This is a genomic window from Paenibacillus sp. LBL, assembly GCF_029893715.1.
In the GTDB taxonomy this organism is placed as follows: domain Bacteria; phylum Bacillota; class Bacilli; order Paenibacillales; family Paenibacillaceae; genus Paenibacillus_AQ; species Paenibacillus_AQ glucanolyticus.
The window spans coordinates 1-23,390 of record NZ_JARXYU010000004.1 but is presented as its reverse complement, the minus strand read 5'-3'; the positions used below and the strand labels follow the sequence as shown (position 1 = coordinate 23,390).

General features: G+C 50.0%; 25 protein-coding genes. 5 read left to right on the top strand and 20 right to left on the bottom strand.

All coding sequences use genetic code 11. The features are described 5' to 3' along the window. Window positions 1–30 precede the first annotated feature (30 nt). The 4 genes from M2277_RS11255 to M2277_RS11240 form a co-directional block, all read right to left on the bottom strand. On the bottom strand, window positions 31–645 hold the full coding sequence (locus M2277_RS11255; protein ID WP_280754778.1) for a DUF1349 domain-containing protein: 615 nt from the start codon (window positions 643–645) through the stop codon (window positions 31–33). Between the two features lie 43 nt (window positions 646–688). Beyond that, complete coding sequence (locus M2277_RS11250) at window positions 689–1,165, bottom strand: hypothetical protein (protein WP_036636622.1); 477 nt, start codon at window positions 1,163–1,165, stop codon at window positions 689–691. Window positions 1,166–1,278: 113 nt separating this feature from the next. Beyond that, a complete protein-coding gene (gene rpmG / locus M2277_RS11245; protein WP_006209254.1) occupies window positions 1,279–1,428 on the bottom strand; it encodes a 50S ribosomal protein L33 in 150 nt (49 codons plus the stop codon). Between the two features lie 108 nt (window positions 1,429–1,536). Further along, the gene (locus M2277_RS11240; RefSeq protein WP_280754777.1) at window positions 1,537–2,001 is read right to left on the bottom strand and encodes a disulfide oxidoreductase; all 465 of its coding nucleotides are present in this window, start codon (window positions 1,999–2,001) and stop codon (window positions 1,537–1,539) included. Window positions 2,002–2,307: 306 nt separating this feature from the next. Here M2277_RS11240 and pdxR point away from each other — a divergent pair, with 306 nt between their 5' ends. Further along, on the top strand, window positions 2,308–3,744 hold the full coding sequence (pdxR, locus tag M2277_RS11235) for a MocR-like pyridoxine biosynthesis transcription factor PdxR (protein WP_082834322.1): 1,437 nt from the start codon (window positions 2,308–2,310) through the stop codon (window positions 3,742–3,744). A gap of 94 nt (window positions 3,745–3,838) precedes the next feature. Here pdxR and M2277_RS11230 read toward each other — a convergent pair whose 3' ends face one another. From M2277_RS11230 to M2277_RS11180, 11 genes are all read right to left on the bottom strand, one after another. Continuing rightward, window positions 3,839–4,360 carry a redoxin domain-containing protein gene (locus M2277_RS11230; protein WP_006209252.1) on the bottom strand — a complete coding sequence of 174 codons (522 nt, stop codon included), beginning with the start codon at window positions 4,358–4,360 and terminating at the stop codon, window positions 3,839–3,841. 26 nt (window positions 4,361–4,386) lie between these two features. Then, entirely contained in the window at window positions 4,387–4,962 is a 576-nt protein-coding gene (locus M2277_RS11225) for an SCO family protein (protein WP_036636616.1), read from the bottom strand. Next, window positions 4,959–5,318 (bottom strand): c-type cytochrome, encoded by a 360-nt coding sequence (locus M2277_RS11220; RefSeq protein WP_006209250.1) that lies wholly within the window; start codon window positions 5,316–5,318, stop codon window positions 4,959–4,961. The genes M2277_RS11225 and M2277_RS11220 overlap by 4 nt, the downstream gene beginning before the upstream one ends. A 42-nt stretch (window positions 5,319–5,360) precedes the next feature. Continuing rightward, window positions 5,361–5,765 (bottom strand): FixH family protein, encoded by a 405-nt coding sequence (locus tag M2277_RS11215; RefSeq protein WP_148247716.1) that lies wholly within the window; start codon window positions 5,763–5,765, stop codon window positions 5,361–5,363. A gap of 25 nt (window positions 5,766–5,790) precedes the next feature. Further along, window positions 5,791–6,663 carry a heme o synthase gene (cyoE, locus tag M2277_RS11210; RefSeq protein ID WP_148247717.1) on the bottom strand — a complete coding sequence of 291 codons (873 nt, stop codon included), beginning with the start codon at window positions 6,661–6,663 and terminating at the stop codon, window positions 5,791–5,793. After that, window positions 6,660–6,983 carry a cytochrome o ubiquinol oxidase subunit IV gene (gene cyoD, locus M2277_RS11205; protein ID WP_006209247.1) on the bottom strand — a complete coding sequence of 108 codons (324 nt, stop codon included), beginning with the start codon at window positions 6,981–6,983 and terminating at the stop codon, window positions 6,660–6,662. Before cyoD ends, cyoE begins: the two co-directional genes overlap by 4 nt. A 1-nt stretch (window position 6,984) precedes the next feature. Beyond that, on the bottom strand, window positions 6,985–7,611 hold the full coding sequence (cyoC, locus tag M2277_RS11200) for a cytochrome o ubiquinol oxidase subunit III (RefSeq protein WP_006209246.1): 627 nt from the start codon (window positions 7,609–7,611) through the stop codon (window positions 6,985–6,987). Continuing rightward, the gene (locus M2277_RS11195) at window positions 7,611–9,584 is read right to left on the bottom strand and encodes a cbb3-type cytochrome c oxidase subunit I (RefSeq protein WP_148247718.1); all 1,974 of its coding nucleotides are present in this window, start codon (window positions 9,582–9,584) and stop codon (window positions 7,611–7,613) included. Before M2277_RS11195 ends, cyoC begins: the two co-directional genes overlap by 1 nt. A gap of 14 nt (window positions 9,585–9,598) precedes the next feature. Further along, the gene (cyoA, locus tag M2277_RS11190; RefSeq protein ID WP_148247719.1) at window positions 9,599–10,519 is read right to left on the bottom strand and encodes a ubiquinol oxidase subunit II; all 921 of its coding nucleotides are present in this window, start codon (window positions 10,517–10,519) and stop codon (window positions 9,599–9,601) included. A gap of 153 nt (window positions 10,520–10,672) precedes the next feature. After that, the gene (locus M2277_RS11185; RefSeq protein WP_148247720.1) at window positions 10,673–11,590 is read right to left on the bottom strand and encodes a COX15/CtaA family protein; all 918 of its coding nucleotides are present in this window, start codon (window positions 11,588–11,590) and stop codon (window positions 10,673–10,675) included. A gap of 189 nt (window positions 11,591–11,779) precedes the next feature. Beyond that, window positions 11,780–12,691, bottom strand: a complete 912-nt coding sequence (locus M2277_RS11180; protein ID WP_280754776.1) for a DMT family transporter — start codon at window positions 12,689–12,691, stop codon at window positions 11,780–11,782. A gap of 106 nt (window positions 12,692–12,797) precedes the next feature. On the opposite strand from M2277_RS11180, the gene M2277_RS11175 reads away from it, so the two are divergent. Then, entirely contained in the window at window positions 12,798–13,703 is a 906-nt protein-coding gene (locus tag M2277_RS11175; RefSeq protein ID WP_076152057.1) for an AraC family transcriptional regulator, read from the top strand. Window positions 13,704–14,088: 385 nt separating this feature from the next. Continuing rightward, the gene (locus tag M2277_RS11170; protein WP_148247721.1) at window positions 14,089–14,709 is read left to right on the top strand and encodes a putative glycolipid-binding domain-containing protein; all 621 of its coding nucleotides are present in this window, start codon (window positions 14,089–14,091) and stop codon (window positions 14,707–14,709) included. A gap of 343 nt (window positions 14,710–15,052) precedes the next feature. Here M2277_RS11170 and M2277_RS11165 read toward each other — a convergent pair whose 3' ends face one another. Further along, complete coding sequence (locus tag M2277_RS11165; protein ID WP_280754775.1) at window positions 15,053–16,354, bottom strand: NCS2 family permease; 1,302 nt, start codon at window positions 16,352–16,354, stop codon at window positions 15,053–15,055. Between the two features lie 170 nt (window positions 16,355–16,524). Here M2277_RS11165 and M2277_RS11160 point away from each other — a divergent pair, with 170 nt between their 5' ends. After that, the gene (locus M2277_RS11160; protein ID WP_006209236.1) at window positions 16,525–17,226 is read left to right on the top strand and encodes an SOS response-associated peptidase; all 702 of its coding nucleotides are present in this window, start codon (window positions 16,525–16,527) and stop codon (window positions 17,224–17,226) included. A 231-nt stretch (window positions 17,227–17,457) separates the two neighbouring features. On the opposite strand, the gene M2277_RS11155 is transcribed toward M2277_RS11160, so the two are convergent. From M2277_RS11155 to M2277_RS11140, 4 genes are all read right to left on the bottom strand, one after another. Then, window positions 17,458–17,745, bottom strand: coding sequence for a stage VI sporulation protein F (locus tag M2277_RS11155; RefSeq protein WP_006209234.1), 288 nt, complete (start codon window positions 17,743–17,745; stop codon window positions 17,458–17,460). Window positions 17,746–17,832: 87 nt separating this feature from the next. Further along, window positions 17,833–19,884 carry an ATP-dependent DNA helicase RecG gene (recG, locus tag M2277_RS11150; protein ID WP_036636596.1) on the bottom strand — a complete coding sequence of 684 codons (2,052 nt, stop codon included), beginning with the start codon at window positions 19,882–19,884 and terminating at the stop codon, window positions 17,833–17,835. 14 nt (window positions 19,885–19,898) lie between these two features. After that, a complete protein-coding gene (locus tag M2277_RS11145) occupies window positions 19,899–20,756 on the bottom strand; it encodes a DegV family protein (protein ID WP_006209232.1) in 858 nt (285 codons plus the stop codon). A 77-nt stretch (window positions 20,757–20,833) separates the two neighbouring features. Then, a complete protein-coding gene (locus M2277_RS11140; protein ID WP_280754774.1) occupies window positions 20,834–22,612 on the bottom strand; it encodes a DAK2 domain-containing protein in 1,779 nt (592 codons plus the stop codon). A 366-nt stretch (window positions 22,613–22,978) separates the two neighbouring features. Here M2277_RS11140 and rpmB point away from each other — a divergent pair, with 366 nt between their 5' ends. Continuing rightward, complete coding sequence (rpmB, locus tag M2277_RS11135; protein WP_006209230.1) at window positions 22,979–23,167, top strand: 50S ribosomal protein L28; 189 nt, start codon at window positions 22,979–22,981, stop codon at window positions 23,165–23,167. Window positions 23,168–23,390: the final 223 nt, after the last annotated feature.

The window sequence follows — 23,390 nt, the reverse complement described above, 5'->3', positions numbered from 1 at the left end:
ATTAATCTGACTGATGTCACAGAAACGATCCTAATCTTCAGTAGACGGATCAACATGAATGTCACTGTCAGGATCGGTCATTACCCAGCGTGTGAAGGTTACGTGCAGCCCGGAACGGGTCGGCGAACAAATAAAAGGCCCTGCTTGACTTGCTGTATTGATCGGAAAAGGCGCCACTCGAAGTGTTCGCCAAGGATGCGTCTCAGTTCTCGCCCTAATGATGACCGCATCATTCATTCTCGAAGCGCGGATCGTGACATTCTCGCCAATCCACTCCGGTACAGGTGCGAGCGACCAATCCGAGTATCCTTGGGTGACAACAACAGCAAGCTGCGGGATTCCATCATTAATCTCGATCCCTGCTTTGATCCATTGCCCCGGAGCGTTCATCAGCATGATTCCTGCCTGATCATAAAGCTCCGTAAACGATTGCAGCTGAAACGTTACTTCCATGGCCGTATCCTTTTCCCACCGTGTGAGCAGAGAATGTCCGCTGTCGCGTTGAAACCCGTATAAGGTTTTCTCCCAATAATCACTGCCTTCTCTGGACTCTACCTTCAAATATTGTCCTTCCTTCGTCTCGGTGACTGATATCGGCACGGTTGTCCATTGACCCGAATCCCAAGATATTCGGCTACGTATCATTCCATCACGACTCCTTACCTCATCTAATGTTATTTCAGTATCTTCACAAGCGGGATTCCTGAATGAACTGCTCCGCGCTATGCAGTAAAAGAATGCAGAAGGAACGGTTATGTCCGATGAAAAACGAAGACACATCGTAGCGGCTACGGGAAGGCTCATAGGTTATGAGCGCTCGATGTTTCATGTTCCTCATAAGAAGGTTCGTGAACGACTCCGCAGGACCGCGGTCGGAAAAATACGTAAGATAGGCATACAGCGAATGGTCCACAGGTTCATCGAGGGGACTCACGCCAGCGCAAGAGAACTCGGTGACCAGTCCTGCACGCTGCAGCCGGATCAATATCGGATGCAGCTGCTCGTCAACCGGCGTTTTGCCGAATAGCCGCGTACGCTTGGGCAGCTTGCGCACCTTGGGTCTGTTAATCCAATCGTTTAACTCCCGCCTTCTCCGACGCCACTGCTCGTCGGTATGTGTGCTCAGCAGCAGCTCGCCGCCAGCATCATGTCGTTCCTGATGCATACCATCCCTCCTCTCTTCAATTTTGCAGGAACCTGCTAATCTCAGTGTAGTCCCATTTCGTATGAAGTCAAATAAGCCGGACCTCGGGTCCGGCTCCTGGTGGTTCGTATGAACTAGCGTGTTTCCCGATGAAGTGTTACTCGCTTCAAGCGCGGACTATATTTGCGCAACTCCATCCGCTCCGGGTGATTTCGTTTATTTTTTGTCGTTGTATAGTTGCGGTCACCGGTTTCCGTGCATGCCAAAGTTACCGTCACTCTCATATTCAGCACCTCCTCATCTCACATTTTATTAATCGTAACGATTACGATTAGTTAAACCATACTTTAATCCTGTTCTTATGCTTTGTCAAGAAGCAGGTCTGATTGCGCTCAGTCTTCGGTACTGGCTCCCTTCGCCTTAGCGGCTCTGGATAAACTCCACAGCAGGACGGTGATTAACAGAAATGCGGTTAGAGCCATAACAGGAATTGTAATAAAACCCAGCCAGGTGAAGTAATTTACGTTGCAGGGAGTGGGGCCGCAAGCTGCTAAACCATGATTGCTAAACAACGAATAGAAGCGCTGATACGCGATGTGGTATACCGAGATGGCTCCTCCGATGCAAGAGAGAGGAAGAACATACTTCATGATTCCCAAATCTTTCTTGTAATACGCAATGCCCAAGAGAATGGTTAGCGGGTACATAAAAATCCTCTGAAACCAACACAAGTCACATGGGATATATCCTTTGATTTCGCTAAAATAAAGGCTTCCCAGAGTTGCTGCAATCGAAATGATCCATGCAGCCCCGAGTCGGAAATCTGGCTGGAATTTATAAGTCGTCAATGGGTTCATTCTCCTTATTCATCTCATATTTATGCTGCTCTGTATCATCATAGTGCACATGCTGTCCCCGAAGAATGACCCTTACGGGCTATATTCGCTCGTTCTCTGGACGATAATACGAATGATCATCGGCACAAATGTTTATCATGCTTACCCCATCCAATTCACGGGCTGAAGGCACCATCCATGTTCAACAGATTGATAGAGATTTGTCATCATAATGATAAAATTATGAAAACCCTTTATTTGTGCATAGTGATATGATCAAGATTACAGACAGGAACAACCTGAATATGTCATGAGAGGATGAGGAAAGTGTGGAAGCCGGATCGTAACAGCACACAACCTCTATATCAGCAAATTGCTGATGATCTGGAGCAAAGAATATCTTACGGTGAGTTTCCGCCAGGGAGTTTACTTCCATCCGAACGCAAACTCGCCGAGCAATTGGGAGTTAATCGAAGCACCGTGGTTCTGGCTTACTCGGAGCTTCGGGCGCTTGGTATCATAGAGAGCCGTTCCGGGAGCGGAACTCGGGTCAGCAGCTCCAAGTGGGGAGCTACACCCAAGCATACGCCGAACTGGCACCGTTACGCGGAGGGAGGAAACTTCCTGCCTAACCTGCCTTTTCTCCGTCGCATTCGGGAAGCATTGGCTTATGATCCCTCCCTGATTGATTTTGCGAGCGGAGAGCTTGCCGGCGATTTGGCGCCGAACGAAGAAATGAATACGATATTGAGTCAGAAACCGGATACTCCCTACCTGGGTTATGACAATCCGCAAGGATATGGTCCACTACGACAGGCATTGGTAACCTATCTCAAACAATATCGGGGGATTCATACCACCGAATCGTCCATATTAATCACGTCAGGCTCCCAGCAATCGCTGTACCTCATTACGCAGTGCTTGCTTTCGCCTGGTGACGCAGTGGCTATTGAAGACCCGTCATATTGCTATTCACTGCCTATGTTTCAATCTGCCGGTCTTCGATTGTTCAGACTGCCTGTTGATGAACGAGGGGTACAACCAGAGGACATACGCTCCCTGTACAAGAAACACCGGATCAAGATGATTTTTATTAATCCGAATTTTCAGAATCCGACAGGCACCGTCTTGGCTGAAGAGAGAAGAGCCCAACTGCTTGATGTTGCAAGTGAGCTTGGGCTTCCCATCGTGGAGGATGACCCCTTCAGTTTGACGGCCTACCAGTGTTCGCCCCCTGCACCGCTGAAGTCCGTGGATTCAGTCGGGTCGGTGCTGTACATTGGATCTCTATCAAAAATCGCAGCGTCCGGCCTCCGCGTAGGCTGGATGGTCGCCCCGAATTCTGTCGTTGAACGGCTCGCGGACGCCAGACAGCAGATGGATTTCGGGCTGAGCGTGGTTCCCCAAAGCCTCGCTGGACAGTTTCTCAGCTCCTCCTATTTTGCTCCTCATCTGGACAAGCTGAGAGCTAGCTTACTGTACAAGCGTGACTTACTGATGGAGTCCCTTCGGAAAGAGCTGAACGGTCTCGTTCAGTTCCATGTGCCTGAGGGCGGTTTGCATCTCTGGTGCAAAATCATGCCGGAAGTGAATGATAGCAAGCTGCTGGAAGCTTCCATTCAAAAGGGCGTTATTTTTGCGCCGGGAAGCGTATACGGTTCAGCATCCGGTTACGTTAGATTCACTTATGCCCGTGCCAGGGCTGAGGATATCCCGTCCGGCATCTCGAGGTTTGCTCAAGCTCTGCACGCCACGATTCAATAGGGCAGACGTTAACGGATCTTCTCCTCCCTGGAATAAAGAACAAGGTTAGCTTACCAGAAGCTAACCTTGTTCTCGTGTCCTAACACACTTGTTCCTATTGAATCCTGCTCATCAATTCCTTGACGAACGCAAGACTCGGCAGCTCGCCGGTGACTCGATCAACCATTTTACCCTGGTCATCAATCAAGACGGTTACCGGAAGACCACTGATGCCGTATTGGCCTTTGATTGTATTGTGCTGATCCAGCACAATCGGCATCTCCAAATGATGCTTCGAAGCGAATGCCTCCGCTTTCTCTCGGCTTTCTCCTATATTGACAGCGATAATCTGAGTGCCGGATTCCTGCGCGTACGCTTCGTTCAGGATCGGCATTTCATTAACGCAGGGACCGCACCAAGACGCCCAGAAATTTAACAGCACGGGCTGCCCTCTGTAATCGGAGAGCCTGACGGGCTCGTCCTGAAGATTCACCGCCTCAAAGTCGGGAGCCGTTTGGCCAATCTCAGCGGTTTCCTGATCCCCCAGCAGGGCATGTACGAGAGCGTATATTCCGGCTGCCGTTACAAGCGCAAGAATCAGCCATCGGATCCATGATGAATGAGCTAATCGGTTCATTTCATTCCACCTCGCTTAGACCGCCCCTACTTCAGCAGCGATTTGACGTCCTTCAGGATTTTGTCATAAGGCGGGTCCATGTTGCCATCATATTTCGCGACAACCGTGCCCGATTGGTCTATCAGGTAGAAGGACGTGCCATGAATGACCTGATCTGCTGCTGTATCCATGGCAATAGGTGCTTTGAAGGATTGCAGCACAAACGATTTAATATCGTCAAACGTATATCCCGTGAGCGCATGCCAGTTCGTGAAGTTTGCATCAAATTTGCCCAGGTAACTCTTGAGTGCCGCAGGTTCATCCCGTTCCGGGTCTACCGAAAAGGATACCAGCGTGGCTTCGAGCCCCGCATCACTCAACCGCTGCTGCAGCTCTGCCATATTGGCAGTCATGGTTGGACACACCGTAATGCAGCGTGTGAATACAAAGTCCGCGATCCACACCTTTCCTTTCAGATCAGCTAAAGAGACCTCCTCTTCATCCTGATTGATGTATTCAAATGGCTGGACCGGAATGCTCAGCTGACTCGGCTTGGAATTGCCGCATGCGGCTGCCACCAGCGTCACCAGCATGAGCACGCCTATGAGCATGATCTTTTTCATGTATCCCCCTCCTGCTCCTCGTTCATGTTCGCAAGCCACGCCGCTATGGATTGGATCTCGCTCTCCTCTAGAATCTTCCTGTAGGAAGGCATGCCTCTATAGCCATCCGTTACAATGTCGCGTATTTCATCCTCCGAGAGCCTCGTTCCGACATCCTTAAGACTAGGACCTACCCTTCCGCCCAAATCGATAGCATGGCATGAGAGGCACTGACTCTTGTAGAGGGCAACCGCCTTTTCATCCTCCGGTGTAACAATACTGGCGCGAAGCGCAGAGTCGTCCTCGGTTCTTTCACTGCAAGCAGACAACACCAGCATCGCCAGCATAATAAGCATCAACCTGTATTTTCGGGTCATTGTATCCGCCACCCCTTCTTACCCGATCACTGCTACCTCAGTTCACTTCTCCACATGATCTCCTACAGCAATCTCTTTTTTTGGCATCACATGCATGCCTCTTGCGGTCACATGCGCAGTCACTTCATAGGTCCCTTCGACCTCAAAAGCCTTCTCTATTCGGTACCTTCCGTCTTCTTCATGTTTAGCTTCTATCCGTTGGAACTCATCCTGATCGGCCAGTCGGAACTCGAATTCCACCTCTTGGGCATCTTCAACAAGCGACTCGCCTTGTGTCACTCGCGCTTCAAAAGGGACGGTCTCCGAGGTCTTTACCGGACCCGTCGGCAGAATCAGATCGACCCGGATCAATTCTTCAACCTCTGCATCGGACGCAGGAGCCGAAGAACACGATACTAATAGCAGCACGCACAATATAAGAACAATCAAATCCGATTTCTTCATCATTTCACCCCATTATGCATGCCTATCATTAAAGCGCAGGCGTATCCAGAATCATAACAATGAACACGATCATCAAATAATTTACGGAAATCATGAAATTGGTTTTAGCCCAGCGTTCATCCTCCGAAACGGTTATTCCATGCAGCGTATGCAAGAGCCATATCACACCACCAATCACAGACACCGTCAGAAATACGGGACCGGAGAAGCCGTAAACGTACAGCAAAATGACGGTTGGGAGCAGCAGCGTTACATAGGGAATCATCTGCACTTTGGTACGCCTAACTCCCTTACGGACAGGCAGCAATGGAAACCCTGCCGCTCTGTACTCCTCCACCCGCCGGATGGCCAGCGACCAGAAATGCGCGGGCTGCCACAAGAACAGCAAGCAGAATAACAGAACAGCTCCGGTATCCACGGTTCCCGTGCCGGCACAGTATCCGATAACCGGCGGAACCGCTCCCGATACCCCGCCTACAGCGGTGCTCCAGGTTGAATTTCGTTTCAGCCACATCGTATAGATGACAATGTAAAAGAACATCCCCAGCAATCCAAGCCACCCGGCAACCTTGTTCACGTTCAGGAACAAAATGATTTCTCCTGAGATACCAAGAGCCACAGCACACCAAACAGCATGGGTTAACTTTATTCGTCCCGTCGCTAGCGGCCTATTGCAGGTTCGGGCCATTTTGCGATCCAGCTTGTAATCCCAAACGTTATTAAAGATGCAAGAAGATGCCATCGTAAGTGTTGTTCCAAGCAGCATCCAGCACAACAGGCCAAAGTCCACCACCCATTTGGAGGCTAGCCAGTAGCCTCCAAATGCAGCAACCAGATTAAGCTGAATAATGCGCGGCTTTATAAGCTGCATCCAATCCCCCAGTAAGGTGGCATTCTTCATACAGCTACCATGTTATACAGCATGATCCACATGGACCCCGCTACGATAACCAGCAGGATAACCAGACCCAGCACCAGCGATATCAGATTGTAGCGCGGCTTGTTCTCCTCACGCAAATGCATGAAGAATAAGAGCTGAACCATAAGCTGCAGCACCGCGGCAGTCATCAGCACGACCGAGTTCCAGGTTCCTTCCAGCCAATCATTCATCACAACGGTGATGGGAATCAGGGTCAGAATGATTGAGCAGAAGAAGCCGATGGTATACGATTTGAAAGAACCGTGACCCTCCGGGGTTTGATGCGAATTCGATGGAACCATATTAACTCACCCCCATTAAGTACACGACCGTAAATACAAAGATCCACACCACATCAAGGAAATGCCAGAACAGACTAATCACATTCACCTTCCGTTTGGTTACCGGGGTGATTCCCCGCTTGGCCAGCTGAATGATCAGGGCGATCATCCAGACCAGTCCAAACAGTACGTGCAGTCCATGCGTACCCACCAGGGTGAAAAAGGCGGATAAAAATGCGCTGGTTCCTATCGTCGCGCCTTCGTGTACCAGATGATTGAATTCGGCAATTTCCATCCCGATAAATATGGCGCCCAGTCCAGCTGTAACCGCCAGCCAGGATATGAGACCCTTAACGTTGTGCTTGTGCATGGACAGCAGCGCAAGACCGCAGGTATAACTGCTGGCAAGCAAGATAAACGTGCTTGTTATAATTCCGCCCATTTGAAACAGGTCTGCAGGTCCCGGACCGCCGTCCGTATTTTGCTGCAGCACGATATAGGTGGCAAAAAGCGTTCCGAATATAATGACATCGGTCATCAGATAAATCCAGAAACCGAACGTTCGCACTTCCTCCATATCCGGATGACCATGATGTTCATCATGCGCGTGAGCTTGCAATATTTGTTCTGATGTTTGGGACTCAGCCATTAGATACTCACCTTCCTTATGGCAGCTTCTGTTCGCTCGATTTCATCAACCGGAATATAATAATCCGTATCATAGTTAAAGGAATGGTACAGCAAACAGCCAACAACGCCTGCCAATCCGGTATATATGAATCCGGTCCAATCGAATATGAAACCAAAGCCTGCTATAAACCAGAAAGCCGACATGACAATCGGGACTCCGGAATTTTTAGGCATATGAATCGGCTCCAGCTTCTGCTTAATGGCTTGATGCGCCCCTACGGATTGTTTCTGCTCCCACCATTCATCTTGACGGGATGCATTCGGCAGAACGGCAAAGTTATAGACCGGTGCCGGCGACGGAATGGACCATTCCAGCGTGCGGCCGTTCCACGGATCGCCCGTGGTGTCCCGGTTCTTGGCCTGGTGCTTGAATCCATCCACGATCTGCCAAACCTGAAACAGAAAAGCAATGGCCATCAGCACGGCACCGATCGTGGACACCAGGTTCAGCTCCCACCAGCCTTTGTCCCAGCTGTAAGTAACCACCCGGCGGGTCATTCCCATCAGGCCGAGCACATACTGCGGCATAAAGCAGCAATAGAACCCGATGTTCCAGAACCAGAACGCCCATTTTCCGATGCGTTCGTTCAGTGTGAAACCGAACATTTTCGGCCACCAATAATACAATCCGGCAAAGTACCCGAATACGACGCCCCCGATGATCACCTGATGGAAATGTGCCACCAGGAAGTAACTGTTATGGAACTGAAAATCCGCCGGAGCTACGGATAACAGAACGCCGGTCAAACCGCCGACAATAAAACATGGAATGAATCCAATCGTCCATAACATTGGCGTTTCGAATGTGATTCTCCCCCGGAACATGGTAAACAGCCAGTTGAACACCTTCACGCCGGTAGGGATTGCAATCAGCATGGTTGTCAAGGCAAAGAACGCATTGACGTCCGCGCCCGATCCCATCGTAAAGAAGTGGTGGGCCCATACAAGGAAGGACAGGACGCTGATGATCATCATGGCCCATACCATGGACTTGTAGCCAAACAGCTTTTTCTTCGAGAACGTGGATACGATCTCTGAGAATATCCCGAATGCCGGCAGAACGATGATATACACCTCAGGGTGTCCCCACATCCAGATCAGGTTGATATACATCATCGGGTTCCCGCCGCCGTCAAGCGTGAAAAAATGAGCCCCGGCATAACGATCCAGAAACAGCAGCGCAAGCGTCGCGGTCAGAATCGGAAACGAGAAGATAATCGCGATGCAGCTGGATAGCACCGACCAGGAAAACATCGGCATTTTCATAAGTTTCATGCCCGGTGCCCGCATTTTCAGAATCGTCACCAGGAAGTTGATCCCGGTCATCAAGCTGCCGAGCCCCGAGATTTGGATTCCCCATACATAGAAGTCCTGCCCCACGCCCGGATTGTACATGGTACCCGAATACGGCGGATACGCAAGCCAGCCGGCATCCGGCGAGCCTCCGATGACAAACGACAGGTTAAACAGCATCGCCCCTGAGAAGAACAGCCAGAAGCTGAGCGAATTCAGGAACGGGTAGGCTACGTCTCTCGCGCCGAGCTGCAGCGGCACCATGATGTTGAACAAACCGAACATGAACGGCATGGCCATGAACAGAATCATGATAACTCCATGCGTAGTGAAAATCTGGTTATAATGATCCGGCGGCAAAAAATTAAGCTCCGGCATGGCCAGCTGCGCCCTCATTAAAAGCGCATCCACTCCGCCCCGAAACAGCATCAGGAAGGCAGCCAATATGTACATAATGCCGATCTTTTTGTGGTCAACGGTTGTCAGCCATTCCCGCCATAACCACTTCCACTTCTTGAAGTACGTCAAGCCGCTTACAGTGGCGATCAAGGTTAGCACGATGGTGACATCCGCCCCATAGATTAACGGATCGCCCGTTACAAAAAACTCGGAAGCAAACTCTTTTATTTTTTCCCACATTAGAAGCTCTCTCCTTACCTAGTCACCTGGTCCTCGAATTCGAAGTTTTGCGTGTTTTTCCATGACAAGCCATGGTTGTGAGAAGCGGCATATTTGGTCACCGTCATCTCGAACAGACCTTCCGGAAATGCGGAATACGATTGAACCTCAGATGTGGACGGCTCTCTCAGCTGTTTATAGCCTTCCAAAGTCAGCTTGGGCGAATCGGTCTTGACCTCCTCCACCCATGCGTCAAACTCCTCCTTGGACGTGGCCTCCACATCAAAATACATCTTGGCAAAATCCGTGCCTGTAAAGTTAGCTCCGGAGCCCCAATACTCCCCTACCTCATCGGCCTGCAAATACAGCGTCATCGCCATGCCCGACATGGCGTACATCTGACCGCCCAACTGCGGTATCCAGAACGAATTCATCGGCGAATCCGCCGTAATTTCGAAGCGGATGGGCACATCCTCCGGAATCTTCAACTCATTCACCGACGCTATGCCCTGCTCGGGATACTGAAACAGCCATTTCCAGTTCAGGGACGTTACCTGCACCGTAAGCGGTTTCTCGCTGGAGGCGATCGGTTTCGACGGCTCCAGGTCATACGTTGCTTTTACCGTGATAATGGCCAGCATCAATATGATGAGCACGGGAATTCCCCACCAGATCAGCTCCAGCTTCGTGCTATGCTCCCATTCCGGCGTATACGCTGCTTTTCTTCCTTTTTTATCCCGATACCGCCAGATGATGACGGCAGTCAGAATCAATACCGGAACGATGACGATGCAGCACAGCAGGGTCGAAATAATCATCAAATCGCGCTGCTGCTCCGCAATGGGCCCTTTCGGGTTCAGAACAATGATGTTCTCGCTGCATCCGGTCATCGCCAGCAGCATGATGGACAGTAAAAAAGCCAATCCCATCCATCGAAGTGCTCTCGGTCGTTTCATTACATTCAGCTCCAATCTCTGCTCACTTGTCGTGACTTACTTTAGTGGAGAAGACATTCGGTGTCACCAGCCGTTCGTTCACTAAAAATACAGGCCAAGTTCAATTTTCTGTAACAAATTTCATATACAAGTCCGAATTTCAATCTCATCAACTCATCGTCTCTTCCACGTACGGATCGCAAAAACAGAAAGCAAACTAAAAAGCAAGGTGGCGAGCACGTTGTGAATCAGGCTTGCAAAAATATAGACATGGCTGTTGTTCATCGCAAGTGTCAGCCACGCCCCGCTCAGAATCTGCGCGAGCACCACGAGATTGAGACCAACTGCCAGCGCTGTCAGGCCTGTTGAGCGCTCCCTGATCTCGTATCTTCTTACGGCTAGAAACAGAATGATCAACAAAAGCAGTAGAATCGCAGCAGCAACACGATGAAGAAAGACGATGCCCGAGGCGCCTCCCAGATAGGGGATAACTTGGCCATTGCACAGTGGCCAGCCTATACAACCGGCCTCCGACTCGGTATGCCGGATATAGGCGCCAAGATACACCACACCGCAGCAATACAGCCAGATCCCCCAGCCCAGATAACGAATAGATCGCGGAACCCTGGCATTGGAACGGTAATCGTATGGGTTTGTGCCATACATCCATACCACCAGCAGCATGCTGCTGGCCACCGCAAATAAAGAGATTCCGAAATGAAGAGCCATGACCGCTGGCTGCTGTGGCCACATGACGGCCGCGGCCCCCATCAGTGCCTGGATCACGGTGAAGAATAAGGTGCCGCCGGCATAATAGCGTGCTTCCTTATGGCCCCCGTAATATTTCCGGATCACGATATACGTGACAAGAACGAGGATGCCGACCACCCCGGTTATCATCCGGTGCGAATATTCAATCATGGATTCGAGTGTATATGCCGGGATGAATTTCCCGTTGCACAGCGGCCAATCATCGCCGCAGCCGCGACCGGAACCGGTCTTGGTTACAAGCGCCCCTGCCAGCAAAACGAAGAACATGCCGATAAAAGATGACCATGCCAGCATGCGGTGCCGTGATGTTATTGCGTACAATATAATCCACCTCTTGTGTCTGAATTTAAGCTGGAGCAAGATCCGTTTTATGACCTGTCCCATTGCACAGAATAAAGAGTTGTCGGCCATTCGTGACCATCCATTATGGGCATTTTTCTGCCATCCGCTTCACGTAGTTGACAAAAAAAAGAACGCCCTGGGGCGCTCTAGGTCTGAATCGTTGTTACGTTATCCATCATTCGTTCTTTGATACAGTGCCAGCAACAAAATCATTCCGATAATGCAGGCCGTTCCCGCCCATTGAAAAACGCCAAAAGGCTCTTTCAACCAAAAAACGGTGGTTAGCACAGCCGCCAAGGGCTCGAGCGTTCCAAGCAAACTTGTTTCTTTGGGCGAAAGGCTCTGCAGACTTTCGATGTAGAACCAAAATGCAATCATCGTGCCAAAAACGATCACGAAGACTAGATATAAATAGGCCTCTGATTGCAAGCCGACCAGATTTATTTTCCATGGCGGATGAAACCAAGCAAGAGCACTTCCTCCAATCAACATAGCCCATCCAACAATAACAAGGGAATCGTATTGTTCAAGTAGAGGAACTGCATATATCGTGTAAAAGGCCAGCGCAATTCCGGATAGAACCCCCCACACGATCGCAGGTGTCGGCACGGAAAGCTGCGTGACGGAGCCATTGGACAACAACAAGAAACAACCTAATAAAGCTAGCAAAGCCGTAATCATATCTTGCCTGCTCAGCAGCTTCCGTTCCTTTATAGCAAGGTATACGATGATCATGACAGGTGCTAAATACTGCAATAGCGTCGCAACCGCAGAATTCCCATACTTTATCGATGCTAGATAGGTATACTGAACCGTTAGCATGCCAAGTAATCCGAAAACCATCAATTGCATCGCTGTTTTGCCATTCTTCCAAATCTTCCATATCTGGGATCGGTCCTTGACGAAAAACTGTATGCTCAACAGCAAAATCCCGGCTAAGCATACACGCGTTGTCACCAGCCAATTTAGATCTATAGCGTACTGCTGCATGAGCTTTTGCGCTACGGTTCCTCCCATTCCCCAACATAATGCGCCGATGATGACAAGACCTAATCCGGTTCTCCGTGCAGGTGTTCCCATGTTGATGTCCCCATTCAAAATATCATAATATTGATATTGTAAAGGCTGATCAACAGATGGGATATAAAAATAGGATCTAAAAATATAAGTATGTTGAGGTGTCTTCTTGCAGCACAAAGAGATCAAAATCGATGCGGGCAGCTTAAGAGAGCTTACGGACCATCGTACCGTTGTACTTCCTCTTGCCTGCTATGAAACGGTCATTAAGCAAAACATACACGGTCACATACCTCTTCATTGGCATACCGAGTTACAGTTTGTTTATGTTGTTCAAGGAACAGCGGTCTTTCGGATCAACGAAGTCCAGCAGGTGGTCAAACAAGGCGAAGGCATATTTATCAACAGCGGGAGCTTGCATATGGCCGAGGATGAGCATCATTCAGGCTCTGTTTACATTTGTTTGAATGTGTCGCCTTCGTTTGTCCTGCCCCAAGAATTATATACGACCTATGTATATCCATATATCCATGCAACCAATCTGCCTTTTCTGTTCCTTGCCCCCTCCGAACCATGGGCTCTCCGTATTTTAAGTTCGATTGAGGCGATCAACACATGTATCAAGTTACAATCGCCGTATTATGAAATCCATATCGTTGAACATCTGGCTTCCATATGGAGAAACTTCATGCAGAATGGAATGGTACTGGAGTACAATCAGGCCGAAACAAGAAAGAATCAGCGCATGAAGGAAATGCTGAACTGGCTCCATATGCATTATGCGGAGAAAATCAAATTGGAGGATATCGCAAAAGCGGGGAACTTGAGCCGCTCCGAAACGTGCCGTTATTTCAAGCAAATCCTCAACACATCGCCAATGCAGTATGTGATCGATTATCGGATCAAACAAAGTCTCGTGCTGCTTCACGATCCTGAATCGAGCGTGACAGATGTCGGTTATCGGGTCGGTTTTAACAGCACAAGCTATTTTATAGACAAGTTTCGAGATGCCATGAACATGACGCCCTTAACGTACAAGAACCAAGTGCCTCGACAGAAGGATATCAGCCCGTAAATATAGGGCATGCTGACTTGGTCAGTACTTCCCATCTGAATTTGCTTCCTTATTTAACATTTCAACCTGTCTATGAAAAAAAGCCAGAAAGCTTCCGGCTCCTTCCGTCGCCCGTATATTCTTCGGTCCCCCACCGCACTTTCAATACATCATCTGGCTACTGTTTTCTTTATATAAACAAAAAATGCATCTATTGCATATTGATCAGTTGCCAAAAGAACATACGTTCGGTATATAATAAAAAGGAGTCTAGCGAGGCACAACGTGAAGCCAATCCGATCGGTTCCCCTCTGTCGCTTTAAACCGTGGGAGAGCTTCATATTCAGATGCGGGTGCGGAGCGAGACTAGAAGATCTACACCAACCTAGAAGCGAGGTATAATACTATGAATCTTAACCCAAACGCTGTTAACTATGCCCATCAAACCGGACACGATAGCGGGGAAACCCGTCAGCTTCTGCAATCGCTGCTATGGAACAGGCATGACCTGCCCTCTCTGGAGCACAGCCGTCTCTACCAGCATCAAGAGGGATTCACGCTCACCGGAACGGTTGTAGCCAGTCTGGATACCCAGCCCCTCCACTGCTCCTATGAAGTCGAAACAACAAGCGGCTGGAAGACCCGTGAGGTTCGGATTCACCTCTCTAATGGCACCAAGGAACAGTCCCTTCACCTGAAACAGGATGAGGACAACCGCTGGTGGAGCAGCGGCACAGAATTAACGTCATTTGCGGGAATGAATGACATTGATCTCGGGATCACCCCGTCCACCAACACGCTCCCGATCCGGCGTCTGCAGCTGAAACCGGGGGAGAGTGCGTCCATGATCGCTGTCTGGATTCAGTTCCCAAGTCTGACCGTCAGCCCTCTTCCTCAACGATATACGCGTACGGGTGAACGCTCCTACCGTTATGAGAGCAACAACGGGGCCTATCAAGCGGATCTGGAGGTCGACGAGCACGGGCTTGTCACGAAATATGCGGACGTTTGGAGCCGAACCCGCTGAATAAACTCCGGTGGAGTTTGGATGCCGAGGATGACCTGCCCCTTATTTTGCCGGATCGGGTAAAATAACTTTTACGCGTTCCCCATCCTGCCTTCAACATGACAAATATCCCCTGCGCGGTCTGGCTTGACCTTCAGGGGATTTCATATTTCTTACCTATTGCTTCTTACCTCTGGCATATTGCCTCTTGCTTTTTTTGCTTCTTATCTCTTATATCACGGCTTTATGTGTTCATGCTTCTTGCTTCTTGCTTCTTACGTCTTGTTTCTTGTTTCTTGCTTCTGCTCCATGCTTACTGCTGATTCTACCCTCTTGCTTCATCCTTCCTGCCCTGACTTTCCAATCAATGCGGGACAAATACAAGCTGCAGCACAAACAGCACGGCAAAAATATACATCAGCGGATGAACTGCCTTCCACTTGCCCTTCACGATTTTCATGAGCGGGTAGGAAATAAAACCGAGCGCAATTCCGGTCGCGATGCTGGATGTAAGCGGCATGGTCAAGATGACCAGAAACGCAGGGAACGCTTCGTCAAAATCATTCCACCGGATGTGCTGGACATTGCTCATCATCAGGCACCCTACGACGATGAGTGAAGGCGCCGTAATGGCAGATAGTCCGGCCACCGCTCCGATCAGCGGACTGAAGAAGGCCGCAACCACAAACAATCCGGCAACCACAACCGCTGTCAGGCCTGTACGCCCGCCTGCGCCGACCCCTGCAGCGGATTCAATGTACGCGGTTGTCGGGCTTGTGCCAACCATGGATCCCGCTACCGTTGCCACCGAATCAGAGAACATGGCACGCTCGGCTCGGGGCAGCTTGTTATCCTTCATCAGCCCCGCCTGCTCTGCAACACCGACAACCGTACCAGTGGTATCGAACAATGTCACAAGCAGGAACGAGAACACAACGGCGTAAAGCCCGTGTCTGATCACATCCGAGGCTGCCGTAATCGGATTCCATACCAGAATGCCCTCCGGCAGTGTAGGAACAGACATAATGCCACTCGTAAAGGACAGCATACCGACAAAATAAGCAATAATTCCGGTAATGATCATACCGATAAAGAGGGCACCCTTCACATCCCGGGACAGCAATACAAGTGTAATCGCCAGCCCGACCAAAGCGAGCACCACCGAGGGCTGATGCAAATCGCCAAGGGCTACCAGATTATCCGGATGCGCCGTAATAATGCCGCTCATCCTGAGACCGATAAAAGCAATGAACAGGCCGATTCCGACCGTGATTGCATGCTTGAGATTCGCAGGGATCATCTCGATCAGCCTGCGCCGAAGTGAGGTCATCGACAACAGCAGAAACAGAATACCCGCGATGAAAACGGCGGAGAAAGCTTCAATATACCCAAGTCCGGCATGTCCTTGAACGACAGAGTAGGTGAAATAGGCATTTAATCCCATCCCTGGCGCTACAGCGATCGGGTAACGGGCTACGAGCCCCATCAGCAGTGTACCGATGACAGCGGCTATAATCGTGGCCGTGAAGCTTTGTTCAAATGGCACGCCCGCCTGCGATAATATCAGCGGATTCACAACGGTCACATAAGCCATCGTGAAAAATGTCGTGGTCCCGGCAACAACTTCTGTCTTAACCGAGGTACCGTTAGCTTTTAAATCAAACACAAAATATCCTCCATTCATGATGCATGGACCAGCCAAAGAGTCTGGACCTTTTGGTAAGTTGCATGATGTTTGTTATACTCAAAACACAATAGGTGTTTACTCTATATCCTCGATTGGTACGCTATTTTCAGGTAGGCGTAAGCCACATCGATTACAGGAGGCCATAGACTATGTGCGGACGCTTTACACTCACCGTGACGTGGGAAGAGCTTATGACCAGGTATCTTATCGATCCCGAGTCGGTATCTCCCTTTCACATTCCCCGATACAACATTGCTCCAACCCAAATGGTAACGGCCATCATCAATGACGGCAGCACCAACCGAATCGGACAACTGCAATGGGGGCTTGTCCCGTCCTGGGCCAAGGATTCCTCCACAGGCGCCAAAATGATCAACGCACGCAGCGAAACACTGGAGGAGAAGCCTGCTTATAGGATGCCCTTTTATCGGAAAAGATGCCTAATTCCCGCAGACGGTTTTTACGAATGGCAAAAAAACGAGAATGGCAAACAGCCCTTTCGCATCGGCTTGAGAAGCGGTGATTTATTCAGCATGGCAGGTCTGTATGACATCTGGATCACCCCCAGCGGAGAAAAACTGAGCACCTGCACCGTCATCACCACCGAGCCCAACACACTCATGGAGCCCATCCATAACCGGATGCCGGTTATTCTCAGACCCGAGGACGAGGCATTATGGCTGGAACGGACGACAGCTGCAAGTGAGCGTAACCCCTCCAACCTGCAATCTCTCAAAGAGCTTCTGAAGCCTTATCCCGCTCAGGATATGCAAGCCGTACCAGTTAGCACAACGGTCAATTCCGTCAAAAATGATACGGAGGACTGTATCCGCTCCATTACTCGCAGCTAAGTCAGCCTGAACGCAAAAAACCTTTGCCTATCCTCCTGTCTCCTCGCGACATTGCCTGGGCAATGATTCAATCGCCTGTGCCTGGATCCATACAACCCAGTCGTCATTCAGAATTGCTTGCAGAATTATCATTCCTGTTTCAACAACATTTAAGCCCCTGCTCATAAGGAGAAGAGTACTCCAGAGAGGGGCTTCTTCTATGCTTGTAAAACCTTGATGTCATCCAATGGTTTAACGAAACATTCCCCACAGCTTGATCAGATGGAATGTATTGTTCGGGTCAATACGCTGTGCAAGCACGAATTGCACCATTTGCTGCTCCTGCGTTGAACTCAGCTTCTCATTCAGTATGCCGCTGGCGGTTCGGACCAATTGATGCACCTTGGTACTGTTTTGAAGATCGGCTTTGGTCAATCCTTGGGTGAGTCCCTTGATTTTCTCCTTGATTGCCGGGTTTTTCATTTTAAGTTTAATCCGCTCCACCAGCTGCGGACTAATCCCGTACTGCTGATAACCCAATGTTGAAGCACCTCCAGTCATAAATGCTGTCACCTTTTTTGATTATATGACGAAGGTCTGTCCATTGTGCCAACAGATTACACGCCGCTAATCCATGATATCGCCCTGAAAAATCTTCTCCTGCTGCAAAAATTCACGCAAAGGCTCATACTCGGGTGACGTCCAGAAGGCAGTGTCACTGACCAGAGCAGCGGCATCACCTCTGGCTTCTTCCACTACTTTGAAGTCGGCCACCATGTCGGCCAGCCGGAATTCCGGCAGCCCGCTCTGCTTCGTACCGAAAAAGTCGCCAGGGCCGCGCAGCTCCAAATCCCGCCGGGATACCTCAAAGCCGTCCTCGGTTTCGGTCATCACCTGCATGCGCTCCTGTCCAACCTCCGACTTCGGATCGGCCACAAGGACGCAATAGGAAGCATGCTGTCCCCGGCCTACACGCCCGCGCAGCTGGTGCAACTGCGACAGGCCGAAGCGGTCCGCATCCATAATAATCATCAGCGTTGCATTCGGCACATCCACCCCAACCTCAACTACCGTTGTAGAGATGAGCAGCTGCACTTCATTGCTGTAGAACTGGCGCATGACTTCATCCTTCTCGGCAGGCGTCATGCGGCCGTGCAGGAGTCCGACAGCATACTTGGGAAAGGCCTGCTGCATCTGAACATGCAGGTCAATCGCGTTCTGGACATCCAGCTTGTCCGACTCCTCAATCAATGGAGCGATCAGGTATGCCTGCCGTCCCTGGTCTACTTCCCGGGAAATAAATCCGAGCACACGCTCCATGAGCTCGTGTTTGACCCAATAAGTTGTGATCGGAATACGCCCTTTCGGCCGCTCCGACAGGGTGGATACATCCATATCCCCAAAAGCGGTAATCGCCAGCGTCCGCGGAATCGGAGTTGCCGTCATCGTCAGCACATCCGGGTTATAACCTTTACGCCGGAGCACGCTCCGCTGATTCACGCCGAAGCGGTGCTGTTCGTCCGTCACAACGAGCCCAAGCTCACGGAAGTACACATCATCCTGAATAAGGGCATGTGTGCCCACCACAACGTCTGTCAGCCCCATCTGCAGGGAAGCCAGCAAGTCCTTGCGCTTCTTCCCCGTAACGCTGCCTGTCAGCAGACCCACGGTAATTCCAAAGGGTTCAAACAGCTTCTGCAAGGAACGCATATGCTGTTCCGCAAGAATTTCCGTCGGCACCATCAAGGCACCTTGAAAGCCCGAACGCACGGTTGTAAACAGGGCAATGGCAGCAACAATCGTTTTTCCCGAGCCCACATCCCCTTGAAGCAAACGATTCATGCAGTAGGGGGAGCGCATATCGTGCAAAATCTCCAGCTCCACCTTCTTCTGCGCATCGGTAAGCTCAAACGGGAAGCTGCGCACAAACTCCCGAATGGTTGCATTGTCAGCCGTATGTACAACACCGTCCATCCGTCCCCGGTTCAGTGCCCGGAACGCCTGCATCTTCAGCTGGAACAGAAAGAGCTCTTCATACACCATCCGGCGTCGCCCTTCCTGACCTTCCCTGGAATCCACAGGCTGATGAATCGTCAAGATAGCCCCTTTACGGGGCATCAGATCATACTTTCGAAGCAAAAATTGCGGCAGAATCTCGGGAATCATCTCCCCGTACTGCTCCAAAGCCTGTCCCATCGTTTTTCGGATCCAGGATTGCGTAATCTTCCCACCGATGGAGTAGACCGGCTGCAGCGTCCCGCTGCGGAAGGCCCCTTTATCCGGGAACTCCGATTCGGATACCGTAAGCTGCATTCTCCGTTGATCCCACTTGCCCGTCAGCACGATCTCCCGGCCAGCCGTCAGCTGATCCTTGAGAAAATGCCGGTTGAACCAAGTCGCAGTGAACATCCAATTCTCTGCGAGCATTTTGCAGGTTAGACGGGATTTCCCACCATAGCGCTGCAATACAGGCACACTGGCGATCTTCGCTTGAATGGTGATTCTGTCTCCGTCTTTCACTTCACTTAAGGACCGGAGCCGGTAATCCTCATACCGGAAGGGGTAATATTCCAATAAATCCTTAACCGTAGAGACGCCAAAGGCGTGAAGCTCCCCTTCTTTCAGGGCGCTCACGCCGTTGATCTGTCTGACGGATATTTGATCGAGTTTGAGACTCATATCATCTACCTCACTTAAGCAGGCCATATATATGCTGCAATGGTTCCCGGTCCAACATGCGTACCGATAACCGGACCGATCTCGGAGAACACCGTTTCCTCAATCGTAAACACAGCGGACAGCTGCTGCAGAAAATCCTCAACCTGAGCAGGGTCAGCTGTATGACCCACAGCCACTTTAATATTTTTTACGCCGGATAAATCCTGTTGAAACAGCTCAATGATTTTGGCGGTTGCTTTCTTGCGTCCGCGCACCTTGTCTACCGGGAAAATGATTCCTTCACCATCAATGGACAGGATAGGTTTAATGTTGAGCAATGTGCCCAGCACTGCCGAAGCTTTACCGATCCGCCCACCCTTCTGCAAATATTCCAGCGTGTCTACCAAGAAGTAGAGACGGCGCTTGGAACGAAGATCTTCCATGGACAAAATAATATCTGAAGCAGCAGCTCCCTCTTGAGCGAGCTTGGCTGCATGAACAACAAATAATCCGAAACCGTAGGAAGCTGATTTGGAATCCCACACGGTAATATCCGCTTCACCTTCCATAAGAGAAGTTGCAAGCAATGCGGACTGATACGTCCCGCTTAAGCCCGATGAGATGTGAATCGACACGATGGAGCAGCCTGGATGCTGTTCCAGGATGGACTCATACACGGCTACAAAATCTGCGGGAGATGGCTGGGAGGTCGTTGGAAGCTGTGGCGATTGTACCAGCTTGGTGTAGAACTCGCCTGGCGTAATTTCGACTCCGTCCAAATACGTATCTTCCCCAAACATAAGTCTCAGCGGCACGATATGAATGTTGTGTTGCTTCGCCAGGTCTGCCGGAATATCCGCTGTGCTGTCTGTCACAATAACGGTCTTATTCACCGGAACCCCTCCTAAAAATATACCCTGCATAATGTTGAATCCTCTATACACGTACACATACTTCCCTATTTCTTGAATCAGGACTCCACAGAGAACAGATAAGAATAAATCGGCTGTCCGCCATAGTGTACTTCAACTTCTGCGTTCGGATAGTGCTCCCCTAGCCAGTCGGTCAGGGCGTTGGTCGATTCCTCGGTTGCATCCGCTCCGGTAAGAAGCGTGACAATCTCGTCGCCGGATTCCAGCATTTTGCCAAGTAAATCCTGCGAGGTTGTAATCAGATCCGCATTGGCTGCAACAATGTTGGAATTGCGAATTCCGATAAACTGGCCTGCCTTGATCTCCAGATCATCAATCGTGGTATCCCGAACCGCATAGGTCACTTGACCGGATTGAACGCGGGTGATGGCGTCCAGCATGCTGTCCGTATTCATGTCCGCACTTTCGTCCTCCTGGAATGCGAAAGCTGCCGCCATCCCCTGCGGAATCGTCTTGCTCGGAATAACCGTCACGCTGCGCTCGCCTTCAAGAAGCTCCCGAGCCTGCTGGGCAGCCAGCACGATGTTTGAGTTATTCGGAAGAATGAACACTTGCTGAGCCGAGATCGAAGAAATCGCATTGACAAAATCCTCCGTGCTCGGGTTCATTGTCTGTCCGCCGGAGAGAACGACGTCAACGCCCAAGCTTTTGAAAATATCGGAAATGCCTTCCCCTGACGATACCGCAATGAAACCATAAGGTGCCATTTCGTCCGCAGGAGGAACAGCCGGCGCTTCCGGCGTTACATGCTCTGCCGGGATATCCGCAAACAGCTCTGGCATCGGTGCAATATCCATCCCTGTTGTCAGAAGATCACGATGCTGCTCACGCATATTCAAAATGTGAATCTGAGTGATTTCTCCATACTGAAGCGCCAAATTCAACACTTCGCCCGGAGCTTTGGAATGCACATGCACTTTGATCGTTTCGTCATCGGAAATGACAATGATGGAATCTCCGTTCACTGCAAGCGCTTTCCGGAAATAATCTTCATCGAATTCCGCTCCTGCTCCCTCTCCAAGCTGTCTGTTAATAAAGAATTCCATATCATATAAAAATTCAATGTCCTCTGTGGACAGTCTGGACTGGGCTGAAGCCGGAGCTTGAACCGCAGAGAAGTCAGGGACCGCATGGGAGACCGGTGCTGTATTGCTCTGTTCGGCTTGTCCTTCCGACACAGCATATGATCCGGAGGGGACGTCTTGTCTGAGTGCCTGCAAGAAACCTTCGTAAATGTATACCAGGCCTTGACCGCCCGAATCCACGACACCAACCTGTTTCAGAACAGGGAGCATATCCGGTGTCTGGGAGAGCGTTTCCTTCGCTTTCGCCAGCACCTGCTCCATCAGCTCAACAACATCGTTGCTGCGGCGGGAGAAATAAACTGCATGTTTAGCCGCTTCCTTTGCTACCGTAAGGATGGTGCCTTCTACGGGCTTTACAACCGCTTTGTAAGCAGCTTCCACGCCTGTCTGGAGCGCAGCAGCAAATTGATGGGTATTAAGTTCTGTATATGGTGCTGCATACCGGCTGAAACCGCGGAACAACTGGGATAAAATAACCCCTGAGTTCCCTCTGGCTCCCATTAGAAGCCCCTTGGACAGCACACCGGCACTATGTCCGACGGATTCCGAATGCTTACTCTTCAGTTCTGCAACGCCTGCAGTCATCGTCAAATTCATGTTTGTCCCCGTGTCGCCATCCGGCACCGGGAAAACATTCAGGGAATTGACGTGTTCTGCATGCTGCTGCAGCTGCTCCGCTCCGGCTAGGACCATCGCGGTAAATTCTGTTCCATTCAAAGAACGCTTACTCAATGAGAATTCCCCTTCCTGGCTTGATACCCATAACACTTCTTTTCGTAAATTTCATTATCTATTTCATAGCTTATAGCTGACGAAATGCCCAAACGGTAAATAATAGACTTGCCATGATTAAATCGATCATAACATCTTGATGGGCTACCCTCTCGTCCTCTACGTCTGCCGGCGTTCCAAGCATCTTGAGAGCCATGCCGACTAGCCCACAATATATTTCTTCGGAAATATTATGGACTAATCAACATTGTACTATAAGAAGAAAGAGAAATAAATGTTTTTAGGATAGTTGACGGAGCAATTTTTACTGTGATATTATATTTAAGTATTGTTTCATGCAGGGTTAGGTACAAGGAGGTGTAATGAATGGCTCGCAAATGTTATGTAACTGGCAAGAAACCAAGCAGTGGTAACCACGTTTCTCACGCTAACAATCACAACAAGCGTTCTTGGGGTGTCAACGTTCAAAAGGTTCGCATTTTGGTGGATGGCAAGCCAAAACGTGTATACGTCAGCACTCGTGCTTTGAAATCCGGTAAAGTGACTCGCGTATAATCATCTCGTGTTATATGAAGAAAAACTTCTTAATCTCCAGGCACCGTTTGTGGGCTATCCGGGACAAGGAAGTTTTTCTTGCGTTTAGATACATATTCTTCTCCTAAACAAAAAGCACCTTGAGCGGATGGGACTGACCCCATAGCGTGAGACAAATTAAAACACCTTCAAGAGAATGCAACCATGTCGTAAGATATGGAGACAACCTTGGAGGTGTTTTTGC